Source organism: Rathayibacter sp. VKM Ac-2803, from assembly GCF_009807175.1.
Taxonomy (GTDB): domain Bacteria; phylum Actinomycetota; class Actinomycetes; order Actinomycetales; family Microbacteriaceae; genus Rathayibacter.
In genome coordinates this window covers 2,431,383-2,447,467 of sequence record NZ_WUCD01000001.1, presented here as the reverse complement: position 1 = coordinate 2,447,467, position 16,085 = coordinate 2,431,383, and the positions used below count along the sequence as shown (strand labels likewise).

Below are 16,085 nucleotides of genomic sequence, written 5' to 3'. Positions count from 1 at the left end.
CGTGTGTGCGCTCGAGCAGGCGGGGGGTGTCACGCTCGAACAGTACGGCCGGCCCCCGCTCGCCGGGAGGGCTGGCGCCACGTCGAGGCGATCCGGTAGTGCCGCCCGCTCAGTGCGAGCCGAGCCGCCGGCGGAGGAGGTCGATCCGCGCCTGGAGCTGGGTCACGCTCGCCTGGGCGACCGCCGGCCCGCCGCAGAGACGACGGAGCTCGGAGTGGACCGTGCCGTGGGTCTCGCCGGTGTTGCGGGCCCAGAGGCCCACGAGGGAGTTGAGCAGGCTGCGCTGCTCCTTGAGCGTGCGGTACAGCGGTGCCGGGATCTCGGCCTGCTTCGCCTCCGGAGCCGCCTGCGCCGCCGCGCGGCCGCCCGCGCGCTTCGCCTGCCGCTGCTGCCGGTGCTGCAGCAGCTCCCGCACCTGGTCGGGCTCGAGCAGCCCGGGGAGACCGATGAAGTCGAGCTCCTCCTCGCTCTCGACCTCGACCTCCATCCCGAACTCCGCGCCCTCGTAGACGACGCGGTCGAAGGTCGCGGCGGAACCGAGCGACTCGAAGCGCCCTTCCTCGAGCAGCTCCGACGACGCCTTCTCGCTGCGCTCGGCGTCGGCCATCATGTCGGCCTCGGGGTACTCCTCGTCGTCCGACGTACGACGGTCGAGCGCGTGGTCGCGCTGCAGCTCCATCGAGCCCGCCAGCGCGAGCAGCCCTGGCACGTTGGGGAGGAACACCGAGGCGGTCTCCCCGCGGCGCCGCGCTCGTACGAAGCGGCCGATCGCCTGCGCGAAGAAGAGCGGAGTGGAGGCGGAGGTGGCGTAGACGCCCACGGCGAGGCGCGGCACGTCCACTCCCTCCGACACCATGCGGACGGCGACCATCCAGCGCGAGGTGTCCTGGGCGAATCCCTCGATCCGGTCGCTCGCCTCCTTCTCGTCCGACAGCACGACCGTGACGGGCTCGCCGCTGATCTCGCGGAGCATCGCGGCGTAGGCGCGGGCCGTGTAGTGGTCGGTCGCGATGACGAGCCCGCCGGCATCGGGAACGGCGCGGCGCACCTCGGTGAGGCGGGTGTTCGCGGCACGCAGGACCGAGGGGATCCAGTCGCCCTTGGGGTCGAGGGCCGTCCGCCAGGCCTGGGAGGTGATGTCCTTCGTGTTGCCCTCGCCGAGCCGCGCCTCCATCTCGTCGCCGGCCTTCGACTTCCAGCGCATCTGGCCCGCGTAGACCATGAAGAGCACCGGGCGCACGACGCCGTCGGCGAGAGCGCGGCCGTAGCCGTAGTTGTAGTCGGTCAGGGAGGTCCGGATCCCCTCCTCGTCGGCCAGGTAGCTGACGAAGGGGATCGGCGCCGTGTCCGAGCGGAACGGCGTCCCCGTCAGCGAGAGACGGCGCACCGCCGGCTCGAAGGCCTCGCGGACCGCGTCGCCCCAGCTCATCGCGTCGCCCGCGTGGTGCACCTCGTCCAGGATGACGAGCGTGCGCCCCGATAGCGTCAGCTCGCGGTGGAGCTCGGCGCGGACGGCCACCTGCGCGTACGTCACGGCGACGCCGTGGTAGTGCCGGGCGTGTCGGCCCATCCGGTTGGTGAAGGTGGGGTCGAGCCGGATGCCGACGCGATGGGCCGCCTCGGCCCACTGGCGCTTGAGGTGCTCGGTGGGCGCGACGACGGTGATGCGGTCGACGGTGCGGTTGTGAAGCAGCTCGGCGGCGAGGCGGAGGGCGAAGGTCGTCTTGCCCGCGCCCGGTGTCGCGGCGGCGAGGAAGTCGCGCGGCTCGTGCTCGAAGTAGGACTCGAGCGCCTCGGCCTGCCAGGCGCGGAGCTTGTTCGCGGTGCCCCACGGAGCACGCCCGGGGAACGACGGCGACAGGTGCTCGGCCGCGGAGGTGCCGACCGGATGACCGAAGCTCGAGGGACTGTTCACGTGGGCCAAGGCTACGCGACGGCACCGACACGGGCACGGCCTCCGCGCTCCCCCGCGGGTGCATCGGCGTGTCGTGATCGATCGCACGGCGGATCCTCGCGGGCTCCGTCCGGAGCAGAATGGAGGGATGGTCGAACAGCCTCACTCCTGGTCCCGCTACGTCGCTCTCGGCGACTCGTTCACGGAGGGCATCGGCGATCCGGCGCCCGCGAGCCCCGGTGGGCACCGCGGCTGGGCCGACCGCGTGGCCGAGGTTCTCGGCAGCACCAACGACGACTTCACCTACGCGAACCTCGCGGTGCGCGGCCGTCTGCTCCAGCAGATCGTGGACGAGCAGATCGAGCCCGCCCTGGCGCTGAAGCCCGATCTGATCACCATCTCCGCCGGCGGCAACGACGTGATCCGCCCCCGCACCGACCCCGACGACATCGCCGCGCGGTTCGAGGCGGGCCTCGCCCGACTGCGGTCGGGCGGCGCGACCGTGGTCCTGTTCACGGGCGTCGACGTGGGCTTCTCCCCGGTCTTCAGCCGGATCCGCGGCAAGGTCGCGATCTACAACGAGAACCTCCGCGCCCTCGCGAAGCGCTACGGCTGCATCGTGGCCGACCAGTGGTCGCTCGAGGAGATCCAGGACGCGCGGATGTGGGCGCCCGACCGCCTGCACCTCAATCCGCACGGCCACCACGAGGTCGCCCGGATGGTCCTCGACGCGCTCGGCGTCGAGAACTCGCTGCAGCCCTTCGCACCGGAGCCGCTGCACGAGGTCACCTGGCGCGCCGCACGCACCGAGGACCTGCAGTGGGCGCGCGAGTACCTGGTGCCCTGGGTCGTCCGCCGCGTGCGGCACCAGTCGTCGGGCGACTTCATCACCGCGAAGCGCCCGTCGGCCGAGCCCTACCTGCGGGCGAGCATCCCGGGCACCGCGGTCGAGGGCAACGCGACCCCCGAGCAGGTCGCCGAGGACATCGCGACGGCGGGCATCCGCATCATCGACTAGCGCGAGGGCCGCTCTAGCCGAAGAGCTCGGCGGGATGCGAGAGGCGCCAGCCGAAGCCGGGGTCCTCGATCCCGCCGTCGGCGACGAGCGGCAGCTCGTAGGGGGTGCCGTTGACGTCGACCGTCGCCGTGCCGATCCGCTCGCCAGCCGCCACGGTCTCGACCGTGTCGAGCGCCACGGTCGTCGACGTCGAGACCGCGCCCCAGACGAGCACGGACTGCGCTTCAGCGGTCTCGGCGACCGCCGACTCCCCCCACGCGCTCGTGTACGAGCCGAAGTCCTGCCCCGCGGTGGTGAGGGCGACCGAGTGGAACCCCGCCTCCACGCTCGGGATGAGGGACTCGATGTCGGCGGCGAGCTGCGGATGCGTCCGCGCGCCGACCACGACGCCCACCAGCGTCATCGGCTGACCCTCGACCGTCGTGTCCAGCGCGAAGAGGAGGCACGCGCCCGCCTCGTCGGTCGTCCCCGTCTTGATGCCGTCGACGCCCGAGCGCCCGAGCAGCGTGTTCGTGTTCTCGACGGTGCCGACTCCCGGGATCACGGCCGACGGCAGGGCGACGATCGGCGCGAGCACCGGATCGGCCACCAGCAGCTCGCCGAGTCGCACCATCTCGGAGGTGGTGCTCACCGTGTCGGGTGAGAGCCCGCTCGTGTCGGTCACCGAGGTCCGGGTGAGCCCCTGCCCGTCGAGCCAGGTCCGCGCGGCGGCGAGGTAGGCGTCCTCCGAGCCGTACGCCCAGATCGCGAGCGACTTCGCGTAGTTGTTGGCGGACGGGAGCATCAGCACCGTCAGCGCCTCGCGCTCCGTCAGCTCGAGTCCGGCGGACACGGGCGCGACCGAGCCGTTCTCGGCGACCGACTCGTCGTAGTAGCCGACGTCGGTGCTCGTGAACGCGATCGTGTCTCCGTCGGTCCCCTCCGCGATCGGCTTCGCCGCGAGGACCACCAGGGCGGTCACGACCTTGGCGATGCTGCCGATCGGCACGGTGTCGGCCGATCCGTAGCTCGCGAGCACCCCGCCCTCGCCCGTGCCGTCCATCCCCACCGCGGCGACGGCGCCCGAGCCGTAGGACGGCCAGGCGAGCGCCGGGGCGTCGACCGAGACGGCGGGCGCGTCCACGACGGCGGCGCTCGCCGCGGGGAGCTCGGCGCTCGCCGCGTTCGCTCCGTAGGCGCCGCCCGCGCTGAGCACGATCGCCCCGGCGACGATCGCCGCGATGGCGGCGGGTCGACGACGACGGCGGCGGGGACGAACGGCGGGAGCCTCGCCCTCGAGTCCGGCGAAGACGTCGAGAGGTGAGGCGTCGGGTCGCGTCGGGGAGGTCACCCGGCCATCGTAGAGCGGGAGTCCGGAGAGATCCGCGGCGGTCGTGTGAGCGCCCACAGCGCCACTGCGCTCGCCGACGCCACGTTGAGCGAGTCGACTCCGTGCAGCATCGGGATCGTCACGACGGTGTCCGCCGCGTCCAGAGCCGCGCGGGACAGACCGTCGCCCTCGGTTCCCAGCACCAGCGCGACCCGTTCGGGCCGCGCGTCCGCGTACTCGTCGAGCGGCACCGCGCCCGGCGCCAGCGCGAGGGCGGCGACCGAGAAGCCGGCGGCGATCAGCTCGGCCCTCGTCGGCCCCCACTCGGGCGTCCTCGTCCACGGCACCTGGAGCACCGTGCCCATGCTCACCCGGACGCTGCGCCGGTACAGCGGATCCGCGCAGCGCGGAGTGACCAGCACGGCGTCGGCGCCCATCCCCGCCGCCGCGCGGAAGACCGCGCCGACGTTCGTGTGATCGACGATGTCCTCGAGGATCACGACGAGCCGCGCCCGGGCGAGCAGCTCGCTCAGCGCGGGGAGGACCGGCCGGTGCATCGATGCGAGCGCCCCGCGGTGCAGGTGGAACCCGGTCAGCTCCTCGATCACGGCATCGGGGCCCACGAAGACGGGCACGTCGGGGAAGCGCTCGAGGACCTCGGCGGCATCGGGGAGCCGCTTCTCCTGCACCAGCACCGAGCGCGGCCGGTGGCCCGCGTCGAGCGCCCGCCCGATGACCTTCGCCGACTCCGCGATGTACAGCCCGCCCTCCGGCTCCAGCACGCGGCGGAGGGCGACGTCGGTGAGGCGGTGGTAGTCGGCGAGGAGGGGCTGGTCGAGGTCCGCGATGTGCACGATCGGCATCCCGGCACCCTAGGGCACGGGGCCCACTAAACTCGTCCGGGGGCTCTCGCGACTGCGGTGGCCCTCTGACAGGAGGCGTGGATGGAGTCGAGTCCGACACCGGTCGCCGACGGCCTGCGGGCCGAGGCGATCGAGCAGGCCGTCGAACTCCTCGGCGGGCGGCGCATCGCCGCCGTCACCGGAGCCGGCATGAGCACGGACTCGGGCATCCCCGACTACCGCGGAGCGGGCGCCCCCGTCCGCACCCCGATGACCTACTCGCAGTTCGTCGCCGATCCCGACTACCGCCGCCGCTACTGGGCCGGCAGCCAGCTCGGCTGGCGCCGCTTCACGAGCACCCTGCCCAACGACGGCCACCGGGCCCTCGCCCGGCTCGAGGAGCGCGGCCTGCTGACCGGCGTCGTCACGCAGAACGTCGACGGCCTGCACGTCCGCGCGGGCTCGCGCCGCGTCGTCGACCTGCACGGCTCGGCCGACCGCGTCCGCTGCATGACCTGCGGCCAGTACTTCGCCCGCGACGCGATCGCCGAGCGGATCGCCTCGCTCAACCCCTGGCTCGACGACCCCGACATCTCCTCGCTCAACCCCGACGGCGACGCCGAGGTGCACGACGTCTCGGCGATGATGGTGCCCGAGTGCACGGTCTGCGGCGGGATCCTCAAGCCCGACATCGTCTTCTTCGGCGAGTTCATCCCGACCGAGCGCTTCCAGGAGGCGAAGGCCATCGTCGCCGGCGCCGAGGCGCTCCTCGTGGCCGGCTCGTCGCTCGTGGTGAACTCCGGCATCCGCTTCCTCGAGATCGCCCGCCGCGGCAAGCTGCCGATCGTGATCGTCAATCGCGGGACGACCAAGGGCGACTCGCGCGCGAGCATCAAGATCGACGGAGGGACGAGCGAGGTCCTCCAGGTCCTCGCAGACCGCCTCCCCTCCCTCTAGACACCCCGAAAGGCCTCCGTGACCCAGCTGACCCTCGTCCGACACGGGCAGACCGACTGGAACGCCGCCCGCCGCATCCAGGGCGCGAGCGACATCCCCCTCAACGAGGTCGGCCGCTCGCAGGCCAGGGCGGCCGCCCGCCTCCTGCGCGATCGCCCGTGGGACGCGGTCGTCGCGAGCCCCCTCGGTCGTGCCTACGAGACCGGCGCGATCATCGCGCGCGGCCTCGGGCTGGACGAGCCGCTGGTCGTCCCCGGTCTCGCCGAGCGCGCCTACGGCGAGGCCGAGGGCATGACGGCCGCCGACCTCCGCGAGCTGTTCCCCGGCGGGATCGAGGGCCAACGTGTCCCCGGCTGCGAGACGCGGGCCGAGGTCGTCGAGCGGGCGAGCGCCGCGCTGGCCGAAGTGGCCGAGCGCTTCCCCGACGCCCGCGTGATCGTCGCGACCCACGGCGCCGTGATCGGCAGCCTCCTGCGCTCCCTGAGCCAGGACGCGCTCCCGCCGCAGGGGATCACGGTCGGCAACGGCTCGCGGCACGACTTCGCGATCGTCGACGGATCACTGCAGATCGTCGCGTTCGACGACTCCGGTGACGTGGTCGTGACCGACCCCGACCTCGAGGACGTCCTCGACCCGACCCCCGGCGGCTGAGCGCCGATCAGCGGTGCCCGAGCTCCGTCAGCAGCTCGAAGAGCACCCGCGCGGAGTCGCGCCACGAGTACGCGGCGGCCCGCTCCCGCGAGCGGCTCGACCGCTCGGCCCAGACCTCGGGCGTCTCGAGCGAGCGCACCCCGTCGGCGATCGACTTGGCGCTCGCCGGGTCCACGTAGACCGCGGCGTCGCCTCCGATCTCGCGGAAGATGGGGATGTCGCTGACGACGACCGGCGTTCCGAGCGACATGGCCTCGACCAGCGGGATCCCGAAGCCCTCGTCCCGGCTGGCCGTGACCAGCGCGGTCGCCCGGGCGAGCACGGCGCGGTACTCGGTGTCGTCCGCCCCCTGGTGGAACACCAGCTTCGCGGTCGGCGCGAGCGAGCGGAGCGTCTCCACCGTCTCCTCGCTCGCGCGGCTCATCAGGTGCAGCTCGTAGTCGGGCAGCAGCCGCATCGCCCGCGCGAGCGACTCCACGTTCTTGTAGGGCATGAACGAGCCCATGTAGACGAGCGAGCGGGCGTCGGAGCGATCGGGGAGCGACGCCGCCAGAGCGGCGCTCGCCTCATCCCCCTCGCCGGCGGCGTTCGGCACGACCACGACGGGGCGAGTCGTCAGGCGGTGCTCACGCAGGAGCGAGCGAGTGGTCTCCGAGACCGTCACCACGGCGTCCGCCCGCTGCAGCAGACGACGCTGCGGCCACCACGCCAGGTGGTACAGGCGCCAGAGGCCGCGCACCGGTGCAGGCAGATCGCGCGGAGGCGTGCGGTGGCGGTAGTAGATCAGGTCGTGCACCGTGAGCACGAGCCGGTAGCGCCGCCCCAGCGAGCCCATCGTCTGCATCGGGGAGAAGACCACGTCCGGCCGCAGCCGGTTCACCAGCAGCGCGACGAACGGCTCGAACGGCCCGGTCGGGCTCGTGACCTTCTCCCACGGCAGGGCCGGGAGCATCGCGAGCTGCCGACGGTCGCTGATCAGCATCGTGACGTCGTGCAGCCGCGCGAGCTCACTGACGATCTCGGCCGTGTAGCGGCTGATGCCGTCGTGCCGGCCGAGCCGGGTGTACCGGCAGTCGACGACGATCCTCATCGGTCGATCCCTTCCTCGAGGGCTCGGCGCAGCACTGCGGCGGCCTCGTCCGGCGTCTCGTAGTGGATCAGGTGGCCCACTCCGTCGATCACGTGCAGGCGCCCGTGCGGCAGCGCCTCCAGGAGGCGGTACTGGGCCGGGAGCGGGGTGATGTCGTCCTGCGCGGCGGCGATCAGCTGCGTCGGCACGGTGATGTCGCGCGCGTACTCGCCGACGTCGTGCGAGACCGAGGCGCGGAACGCCTCCAGGACCGTGTCGCGGGACGCGAACGCACTGAAGTAGCGGTCGTGCTGATCGTGGACGAACCGCCGGAGCGCCGGCTCCTTCGTCTTCACCATCGAGAGGCTCATCACGCGGACGATCCGCGGGTCGCGCAGCAGGGCGAAGCCGAGGGGGCGGGGCAGCACCGCCCCGAGGCGGTAGTAGAGCACGGCGAGTCGCGTGAGGACTCCGCGCGGGCCGGCCAGCGCGGGCGCCGCGATCGGGTTCACGAGCACCAGGAGGGGCGTCGGCAGCCCGCCCGCGACCGCGGCGGCGGCGACGATCGAGCCGAAGGAGTGCCCGAGCACGACCGCGCTCCCCCGCACGCCCAGGGCCTCGAGGAACTCTCCGAGCCATGCGGCGTAGCCCTCGACGTCGTGCGCACGGTCGATCATCGGCGGTGATGCGCCGAACCCCGGCAGGTCGGGTGCGATCACCCTGACGTCCGCTCCCCCGGCCAGCAGCCGCGCGACGACGGGCTCGAGCCCGTGGTGCTCGCCGCGGAAGCCGTGCACCAGCACGAGCACGGTGCCCGCCGACGCCGAGCCGTAGGTCCAGTAGGCGGTGGGGGCCCCGGAGACGCTCACGACACCCTCGCCGATGGCGAGTCGTGCGAGGTCGTCCGCATAGGGTGAGGCAGTGGTCATGGCGTTCCCCATCGTAGGCACCGCCCGGTGAACTTCTGGCCGCAACGCCTTGCCTCACCCGATCCCAGCCGAGAACATGAGGACGCGCTTTCACCGCGTCGCACCGCCCCGTCCCCCTGACCCTCATCCGCTCAGGGCGCAGCAGAAGGAGCACCGTGAGCTTCACGTCGCCGATCCAACTCCCAGGACTCGCCCTCGACCCGCAGTGGTACCGCAGGGCGGTGTTCTACGAGGTGATGATCCGCACGTACGTCGACTCGAACGGAGACGGTGCCGGCGACATCAACGGACTCGCGTCGAAGCTCGACTACCTGCAGTGGCTCGGGATCGACGCCCTCTGGCTCCCGCCGTTCTACATGTCGCCGCTGCGCGACGGCGGCTACGACGTCTCCGACTTCAAGGCGATCCTGCCCGAGTTCGGCACGATGGAGGACTTCCGCGACCTGGTGCGCAAGGCGCACGAGCGCAACATGCGCATCGTGATGGACTTCCCGCTGAACCACACCAGCGACCAGCACGAATGGTTCCAGCAGTCGCGGTCCGACCCCGAGGGCCCCTACGGCGACTTCTACGTCTGGAACGACACCGACGAGCGCTACCCCGACATCCGCATCATCTTCGTCGACACCGAGGACTCGAACTGGGCCTTCGACTCCGAGCGGCGCCAGTTCTACTTCCACCGCTTCTTCTCGCACCAGCCCGACCTCAACTTCGAGAATCCGGCCGTGCACGAGGCGATCCACGACATCGTCAAGTTCTGGCTCGACCTCGGCGTCGACGGCATCCGGCTCGACGCGATCCCCTACCTCTACGAGTCCGACGAGGGCAACGGAGAGGGTGAGCCGCCGACCCACGACTTCATCAAGAACCTGCGCACGATGGTCGACCGCGACTACCCCGGCCGCATCCTCATCGCGGAGGCGAACCAGTGGCCGCGCGAGGTCGCCGCGTTCTTCGGCACCGAGGAGGAGCCGGAGTGCCACATGGCCTTCGACTTCCCCGTCATGCCCCGGATCTTCTACTCGCTGCGCGCGCAGACGGCGAACGAGCTCAAGAAGGTGCTCTCCGAGACCTTCGACATCCCCTCCGGAGCGGCGTGGGGCGTCTTCCTCCGCAACCACGACGAGCTGACGCTCGAGATGGTCTCGGAGGAGTACCGGCAGGCGATGTACGGCTGGTACGCCTACGACCCGCGGATGCGCTCCAACATCGGCATCCGGCGCCGCCTGGCTCCCCTGCTCGACAACTCGCGCGCCGAGCTCGAGCTGATCAACGCCCTCCTGTTCTCCCTCGCCGGCAGCCCGTTCCTCTACTACGGCGACGAGATCGGGATGGGCGACAACATCTGGCTCAACGACCGCGACGCCTCCCGCACGCCGATGCAGTGGACGCCCGACCGGAACGCCGGCTTCTCGGCGGCCGACCCGGGCAAGCTCGTGCAGCCGGTCGTGCAGTCGCTCGTCTACCACTACAACCAGGTCAACGTGGAGGCGCAGCTCGCTCAGTCGCGCTCGCTCCTGCACTGGATGCGCAACGTGCTGCACGTGCGCCGCGGCCACCCCGCCTTCGGGCTGGGCTCGATGCGCGTCCTCGAGACCGACCACGAGTCCGTGCTGGCGTTCGTCCGCGAGTACGCCGGCTCCGGCAGCGCGATGGGCGACCAGCCGGAGGACGTGCTGTGCGTCTTCAGCTTCAACCACAACCCGGTCTCGGTGACGATCACCGACCCCGAGAACGGCGGATCGACGCTCACCGACCTCTTCGGCGGCGGACGCTTCCCCGGCTTCTCGGACGACGGCGCGCTCACGATGACCCTCGGGACGCAGGGCTTCTTCTGGCTGCACGTCACGAAAGCGGCGGCCCGCTGACCCGGTCGGCAGCACGCCGCGGGGCCTCCTGACGATGTCGGAGGCCCCGCCTACTCTGGTCGAGTGAGCATCACCGAGACAGGCACCGACGCGACGCTGTTCGATCTCGAGCCGGGCGGCGAGCTGTCCCCCTCGCACCGAGCATCGGAGGGCGGGGCGTACGGCGTCGAGCTGAGCCCCGGCTTCGGCCGCACGCTCGGGGGCACCTCGGTGCCCGAGACGGCGGCCCCGCGCTGGTTCGACGAGCTCGCCGTCTTCGATCTCGAGACCACCGGGATCGACGTGCGCACGAGTCGCATCGTCACGGCGCACGTCGGCGTGATCGACGCCTCCGGAACCCCCGTCGAGGCGATGACCTGGCTCGCCGACCCCGGCGTCGATATCCCCGAGGGCGCGAGCGCCGTGCACGGGATCAGCACCGAGCACGCCCGCGCCCACGGTCGTCCGGCCGGCGAGGTGGTGGCCGAGATCTCGGAGGCGCTCCGCTCGCTCCTCGAGCGCGAGATCCCCGTCGTCGTCTACAACGCGCCGTACGATCTGTCGCTCCTCGCCCACGAGTCGCGCCGCTGGGGCGTCCCGGTCCTGCTCGACCCGAGCCCGGTGATCGATCCCCTCGTCATCGACAAGGCGCTCGACCGCTACCGCAAGGGCAAGCGCACCCTGGTCGCCGCCGCCGAGCACTACGGAGTCGCCCTCACCGACGCTCACGACGCCGGAGCAGACGCCGTCGCCGCCGGGCGCCTCGCGCAGGCCCTCGGCCGCGCCTACGCCGACGAGCTGGGGGGCGACGCGCGCGCGCTGCACGCCCTGCAGGTCGACTGGTGCCGCACGCAGGCCGAGTCGTTCCAGGAGTACATGCGGCGCGTCCGCGACGAGGGCTTCGTCGCCGACGGAGGGTGGCCCGTCCGGCACTGAGGCGGGCGGCCTATGTCAGCGTGCGCCCCTCGGCGAGGAGGGCGACGTACTCCGCGATCCGCTTCGCGCGCGACTCGGGTCGCTTCAGCTGCTGGATCCGGAACAGGAACGCGAACCGCTTCTGACCCGTCACGGTCTCGAAGAAGGCCTTGGCGGCCGGATCCGCGTCGATCGCCCGCTGGAAGTCGGCGGGCACCTCCGCGCCCTTCTGACGGTACGCGGCGTCCCACCGGCCGTCCGCCTTCGCGCGCTCGATCTCGGCGTGACCCGCCGGACGCATCCGCCCCTCCTCGATGAGGCGCGCGACGTGCTCCTGGTTCACCTTCGACCAGGGGCTCGCGCGCCGGCGCGGCGTGAAGGCCTGCAGGCTGAACTGGTCGTCGAACGCACCCGCCTGGCCGTCGATCCAGCCGTGACAGAGCGCGACGTCGAGCGCCTCCGCGTAGGTGATCCCCGGATCGACGGCCGCCTTCTTGCGCATCTTCAGCCGCACACCGCCCGGATCCGGTTCCCCGCTCAGGTACGCGTCCCACTCCTCGGCCGTGACGAACGGCAGGATCGGCTTGTCGGCCCAGGACACCATGCCCGGACGCTACCGCACCCTCTCCCCCACCGGAACGCCCGCCTCGCGCGACATGCCTGCATTGCAGAGAAGTCGGCGCCGGCCGCCACTCCTTGCTGGTCGAGTAGCCCCGCAGGGGCGTATCGAGACCCACCAGCGTCAGCAGATCAAGCGTCTGTCCGCCCCTCTGACGGACGTGGATCTCGATAGGCCCGCTGCGCGGGCTGCGGGCTCGATCAGCAGGGAGGGGACAACGACGAAGGGCCCCCGACCGCGAGGTCGAGGGCCCTTCGGAGGAGCGTCCTACTTGCCGAAGTTCTTGTAGCGGCTGTTGAACTTCTCGACGCGGCCGGCCGAGTCCATGATGCGCTGCTTGCCCGTGTAGAACGGGTGCGAGGCCGACGAGATCTCGACGTCGATGACGGGGTAGGTCACTCCGTCGAGCTCGATGGTCTTGCTGCTCTTCGCCGTCGAACGGGTGAGGAAGGTCTCACCGGACGCGAGGTCGCGGAAGACGATGGCCTCGTACACGGGGTGGATGTCGGTCTTCATGGTCGTTTCCTGTCGCTGAGTGGTCCTGAACCGCACCTGTCGTCGACGGGAACGGGTGGAGTGGTGGTGGGCACGCCGCGAACGGGGCCCGAACCAGCTACCGAGGCTACCAGATCCGCCGCGGAGCGAGAAGGAGCGCCGCGGCCCGGTTCGTCAGCGCGCTCGAGCCGAGTAGCGCCCGTTCTCGCGGCTGAGCGCGATGTCGAGCCCGAAGGTCTCGGCGAGTGTCGCCTCCGTGAGGGCCTCGTCGAGCGGGCCCGCCGCCACCACGGCGCCGTCGCGCAGCAGGAGGGCGTGCGTGAAGCCGTCGGGGATCTCCTCGACGTGGTGGGTCACCATCACGATGGCCGGCGACGCCGGGTCCTTCGCGAAGCCGCTGAGCAGCTGCACGAGCTCCTCGCGCGCACCGAGGTCGAGGCTCGCGGCCGGCTCGTCGAGCAGGAGCAGCTCCGGGTCGGTCATGATCGCGCGGGCGATCTGGACGCGCTTCTGCTCGCCGTCCGAGAGGGTGCCGAAGGTGCGGTCGGCGAGGTGGTCGAGCTTCCACTCGGTGAGAACGCGGCGGGCGCGGCGCTCATCGATCTCGTCGTAACCCTCGTTCCAGCGGCCGGTGACGGCGTAGGCGGCGGTCATCACGACGTCGAGGACAGTCTCGCCCGCGGGCAGGCGACGCGCCATGGCGGTCGAGGCGTAGCCGATCCGGGGGCGCAGCTCGAAGACGTCGACGCGGCCTAGCGTCTCCTCGAGGAGGTGCGCCTGCCCGGTCGACGGGTAGTTCTGGGCCGCGGCGATCTGGAGGATCGAGGTCTTCCCGGCGCCGTTGGGCCCGAGGATCACCCAGCGGTCCTCCTCGGCGACGGCCCACTCGACGCGGTCGAGGATCCGCTTGCCGTTCCGGACGAAGGACACATCGACGAACGAGACAACACTGGGCATACCGCCAATCCTAGGCGGAGGAGCGCAGCCGGTCAGACGAGCGAGTCGTAGATCGCGCGGGTGTCCCTCGCGATCTGTGTCCAGCTGAAGTCGCTCTGCGCGCGCTCGCGGCCGGCGGCGCCCATCCGCTTCGCCGCCGCGGGGTCGGCGACGACCTCGGCGAGGGCCTCGGCGAGGTCGGCCACGTAGCGATCGGGATCGACCGGGGTGCCCGTGCCGTCCGTGACCTGCTCGATTGGAACGAGCCGCCCGGTGACGCCGTCGACGACGACCTCCGGGATGCCTCCGGTGGCGGTGCCCACGACGGCGGCACCGCAGGCCATCGCCTCGAGGTTCACGATGCCCAGCGGTTCGTAGATCGACGGGCAGACGAAGGTGGTCGCGGCGGTCAGGACCGCCGACAGCTGGTGGCGCGGCAGGTGGCGGTCGATCCAGACGACGCCGGTGCGCTCCTCCTGCAGCCCGCGGACCAGGGCGGTGACCTCGGCCATGATCTCGGGGGTGTCGGGGGCGCCTGCGCAGAGCACGAGCTGCACCTCGGGGGGCAGGGTCGCCGCCGCCCGGAGGAGGTAGGGCAGGCCCTTCTGCCGGGTGATGCGACCGACGAAGACGACGGAGGGGCGCGACGGATCGATCCCCAGCTCGTGCAGCACGGCCTCGTCGTCGACGGGGTGCCACGCGTCGAGGTCGATGCCGTTGTAGACGACGTGCACCTTCGCGGGGTCGAGTGCCGGGTAGGAGCGGAGTATGTCGTTCCGCATGCCGCCCGAGACCGCGATGACGGCGTCGGCGCTCTCGTACGACTCGCGCTCGATCCAGCTCGACACGCGGTAGCCGCCGCCGAGCTGCTCGGCCTTCCACGGACGCAGCGGCTCGAGGCTGTGCGCCGAGACCACGTGCGGGATGCCGTGCAGCAGCTGCGAGAGACGGCCGGCCGCGTTGGCGTACCAGGTGTGGGAGTGCACCAGGTCGGCGCCGGCGGTGTCCTGCGCGATCTGCAGATCGACGCCGAGGGTCTGCAGCGCGCCGTTGGCGGCAGCGAGCTCAGCGGGCACCGGGTAGGCGAACGCCCCCGGCTCCTCGCGCGGCGCACCGAAGCAGCGCACCACGACATCGATGTCGGTGCGCAGCGCCTTGGTGAGCTCGGCCACGTGGACACCGGCTCCCCCGTACACCTCGGGCGGATATTCCTTGGTCAGCAGATCGACTCGCACACCCGAACCGTAGTACAGCGCACGTCTCGGCTGACACCCGGGTTCGCACCGGCGTCCGGCACCTCTACTGTGGAGCCATGCAGTCAAAGAAGATTTTCGGCATCGTCCTCGCCGGCGGCGAGGGCAAGCGGCTCATGCCCCTCACGGCCGATCGGGCCAAGCCCGCGGTGCCCTTCGGCGGGCAGTACCGACTCATCGACTTCGCGCTGTCGAACCTCATCAACTCGGGGCTCACCCAGATCGTCGTGCTGACCCAGTACAAGTCGCACTCGCTCGACCGCCACGTCTCGCAGACCTGGCGCCTGTCGGGTCTGCTCAACTCCTACGTCGCCTCCGTGCCCGCGCAGCAGCGCCTGGGCAAGCGCTGGTTCAGCGGATCCGCCGACGCGATCCTGCAGAGCCTCAACCTGATCCGCGACGAGAAGCCCGACATCGTCGTCGTGGTCGGCGCGGACCACGTGTACCGCATGGACTTCTCGCAGATGATCGAGGCGCACATCGCGTCCGGCGCCAAGGCGACCGTCGCCGCGATCCGTCAGCCGATCGAGCTCGCCGACCAGTTCGGAGTCATCCAGCTCGCGGGAGACGAGGCCGGCGACGGCATCGTCCCGACCAAGATCGCCGAGTTCCTCGAGAAGCCCAAGGACGCGATCGGCCTCGCCGACTCGCCTCACGAGGTGCTCGCGTCGATGGGCAACTACGTCTTCGACGCCGACGCGCTGATCGACGCGGTGATCCGCGACGGCGAGCTCTCCACCTCCGATCACGACATGGGCGGCGACATCATTCCCGACTTCGTCGCACGCGGCGAGGCGGGCGTCTACGACCTCAAGCTCAACGAGGTGCCCGGCTCGACCGATCGCGACCGCTACTACTGGCGCGACGTCGGGACGATCGACTCCTTCTACGAGGCGCACCAGGACCTCATCTCGGCCCTGCCGATCTTCAACCTCTACAACCAGAAGTGGCCGATCTTCTCGTCTCAGCTGAACTCGCCGCCGGCGAAGATCGTCCGCGACGGCAAGGGCAACATGGGCTCGACCGTCGACTCGGTCGTCTCGCTCGGCACCGTCATCTCGGGAGCGCACATCGAGCGCAGCGTCATCGGCCCGTGGGTGAACATCGAGTCGAACGCGACCGTCGCCGACTCCGTCGTCTTCGACAAGGTGCGCATCGGCCCGGACGCCGTGGTGGCTCGCGCTATCCTCGACAAGGACGTCGTCGTCGAACCCGGAGCGCGTGTCGGAGTGGATCACGACCACGACCGCGAGCGCGGGTTCACCGTCACCGAGTCGGGCATCACCGTCGTCGGCAAGGGCGTCGTCGTCCGCCCGTAGCATCCCCGCGGGCTGCACAGCGTCTTCCCGCG

At 71.3% G+C, this 16,085-nt stretch carries 15 protein-coding genes; 6 read left to right on the top strand and 9 right to left on the bottom strand.

Annotated elements, in window-relative coordinates; all coding sequences use genetic code 11:
* Window positions 1–109: 109 nt before the first annotated feature.
* The gene (locus GRS96_RS11370; RefSeq protein WP_159853556.1) at window positions 110–1,915 is read right to left on the bottom strand and encodes a DEAD/DEAH box helicase; all 1,806 of its coding nucleotides are present in this window, start codon (window positions 1,913–1,915) and stop codon (window positions 110–112) included.
* 127 nt (window positions 1,916–2,042) lie between these two features.
* Between GRS96_RS11370 and GRS96_RS11365 the strand changes: the two genes are divergently transcribed.
* On the top strand, window positions 2,043–2,912 hold the full coding sequence (locus GRS96_RS11365; protein ID WP_159988495.1) for an SGNH/GDSL hydrolase family protein: 870 nt from the start codon (window positions 2,043–2,045) through the stop codon (window positions 2,910–2,912).
* A gap of 13 nt (window positions 2,913–2,925) precedes the next feature.
* Here the strand turns inward: GRS96_RS11365 and GRS96_RS11360 are convergent, their stop codons facing one another.
* Together GRS96_RS11360 and GRS96_RS11355 are read right to left on the bottom strand one after the other, a co-directional pair.
* Window positions 2,926–4,242 (bottom strand): D-alanyl-D-alanine carboxypeptidase family protein, encoded by a 1,317-nt coding sequence (locus GRS96_RS11360; protein WP_159988494.1) that lies wholly within the window; start codon window positions 4,240–4,242, stop codon window positions 2,926–2,928.
* Entirely contained in the window at window positions 4,239–5,084 is an 846-nt protein-coding gene (locus GRS96_RS11355) for a TrmH family RNA methyltransferase (RefSeq protein ID WP_159853553.1), read from the bottom strand. The genes GRS96_RS11360 and GRS96_RS11355 overlap by 4 nt, the downstream gene beginning before the upstream one ends.
* Window positions 5,085–5,165: 81 nt before the next feature.
* Here GRS96_RS11355 and GRS96_RS11350 point away from each other — a divergent pair, with 81 nt between their 5' ends.
* Together GRS96_RS11350 and GRS96_RS11345 are read left to right on the top strand one after the other, a co-directional pair.
* Window positions 5,166–6,020, top strand: a complete 855-nt coding sequence (locus GRS96_RS11350; protein ID WP_159988493.1) for a Sir2 family NAD-dependent protein deacetylase — start codon at window positions 5,166–5,168, stop codon at window positions 6,018–6,020.
* Between the two features lie 18 nt (window positions 6,021–6,038).
* Window positions 6,039–6,671 carry a histidine phosphatase family protein gene (locus tag GRS96_RS11345; RefSeq protein ID WP_159988492.1) on the top strand — a complete coding sequence of 211 codons (633 nt, stop codon included), beginning with the start codon at window positions 6,039–6,041 and terminating at the stop codon, window positions 6,669–6,671.
* Window positions 6,672–6,678: 7 nt separating this feature from the next.
* On the opposite strand, the gene GRS96_RS11340 is transcribed toward GRS96_RS11345, so the two are convergent.
* Entirely contained in the window at window positions 6,679–7,761 is a 1,083-nt protein-coding gene (locus GRS96_RS11340) for a glycosyltransferase family 4 protein (protein ID WP_159988491.1), read from the bottom strand.
* Window positions 7,758–8,669, bottom strand: coding sequence for an alpha/beta fold hydrolase (locus GRS96_RS11335; RefSeq protein ID WP_159853545.1), 912 nt, complete (start codon window positions 8,667–8,669; stop codon window positions 7,758–7,760). The genes GRS96_RS11340 and GRS96_RS11335 overlap by 4 nt, the downstream gene beginning before the upstream one ends.
* A 155-nt stretch (window positions 8,670–8,824) precedes the next feature.
* On the opposite strand from GRS96_RS11335, the gene treS reads away from it, so the two are divergent.
* Window positions 8,825–10,537, top strand: a complete 1,713-nt coding sequence (gene treS, locus GRS96_RS11330) for a maltose alpha-D-glucosyltransferase (RefSeq protein WP_159853543.1) — start codon at window positions 8,825–8,827, stop codon at window positions 10,535–10,537.
* Between the two features lie 210 nt (window positions 10,538–10,747).
* Window positions 10,748–11,452, top strand: a complete 705-nt coding sequence (locus GRS96_RS11325; protein WP_235021830.1) for an exonuclease domain-containing protein — start codon at window positions 10,748–10,750, stop codon at window positions 11,450–11,452.
* Window positions 11,453–11,462: 10 nt separating this feature from the next.
* Here the strand turns inward: GRS96_RS11325 and GRS96_RS11320 are convergent, their stop codons facing one another.
* The 4 genes from GRS96_RS11320 to glgA all read right to left on the bottom strand — a co-directional run bounded on the left by GRS96_RS11320 (window position 11,463) and on the right by glgA (window position 14,716).
* The gene (locus GRS96_RS11320) at window positions 11,463–12,035 is read right to left on the bottom strand and encodes a YdeI/OmpD-associated family protein (RefSeq protein WP_159853541.1); all 573 of its coding nucleotides are present in this window, start codon (window positions 12,033–12,035) and stop codon (window positions 11,463–11,465) included.
* Window positions 12,036–12,317: 282 nt separating this feature from the next.
* The gene (locus GRS96_RS11315) at window positions 12,318–12,566 is read right to left on the bottom strand and encodes a type B 50S ribosomal protein L31 (protein ID WP_056042757.1); all 249 of its coding nucleotides are present in this window, start codon (window positions 12,564–12,566) and stop codon (window positions 12,318–12,320) included.
* A 153-nt stretch (window positions 12,567–12,719) separates the two neighbouring features.
* Window positions 12,720–13,502 carry an ABC transporter ATP-binding protein gene (locus GRS96_RS11310; protein WP_159853539.1) on the bottom strand — a complete coding sequence of 261 codons (783 nt, stop codon included), beginning with the start codon at window positions 13,500–13,502 and terminating at the stop codon, window positions 12,720–12,722.
* A 32-nt stretch (window positions 13,503–13,534) separates the two neighbouring features.
* Window positions 13,535–14,716 (bottom strand): glycogen synthase, encoded by a 1,182-nt coding sequence (glgA, locus tag GRS96_RS11305; RefSeq protein WP_159853537.1) that lies wholly within the window; start codon window positions 14,714–14,716, stop codon window positions 13,535–13,537.
* 77 nt (window positions 14,717–14,793) lie between these two features.
* Here glgA and GRS96_RS11300 point away from each other — a divergent pair, with 77 nt between their 5' ends.
* On the top strand, window positions 14,794–16,053 hold the full coding sequence (locus GRS96_RS11300; RefSeq protein ID WP_159853535.1) for a glucose-1-phosphate adenylyltransferase: 1,260 nt from the start codon (window positions 14,794–14,796) through the stop codon (window positions 16,051–16,053).
* Window positions 16,054–16,085: the final 32 nt, after the last annotated feature.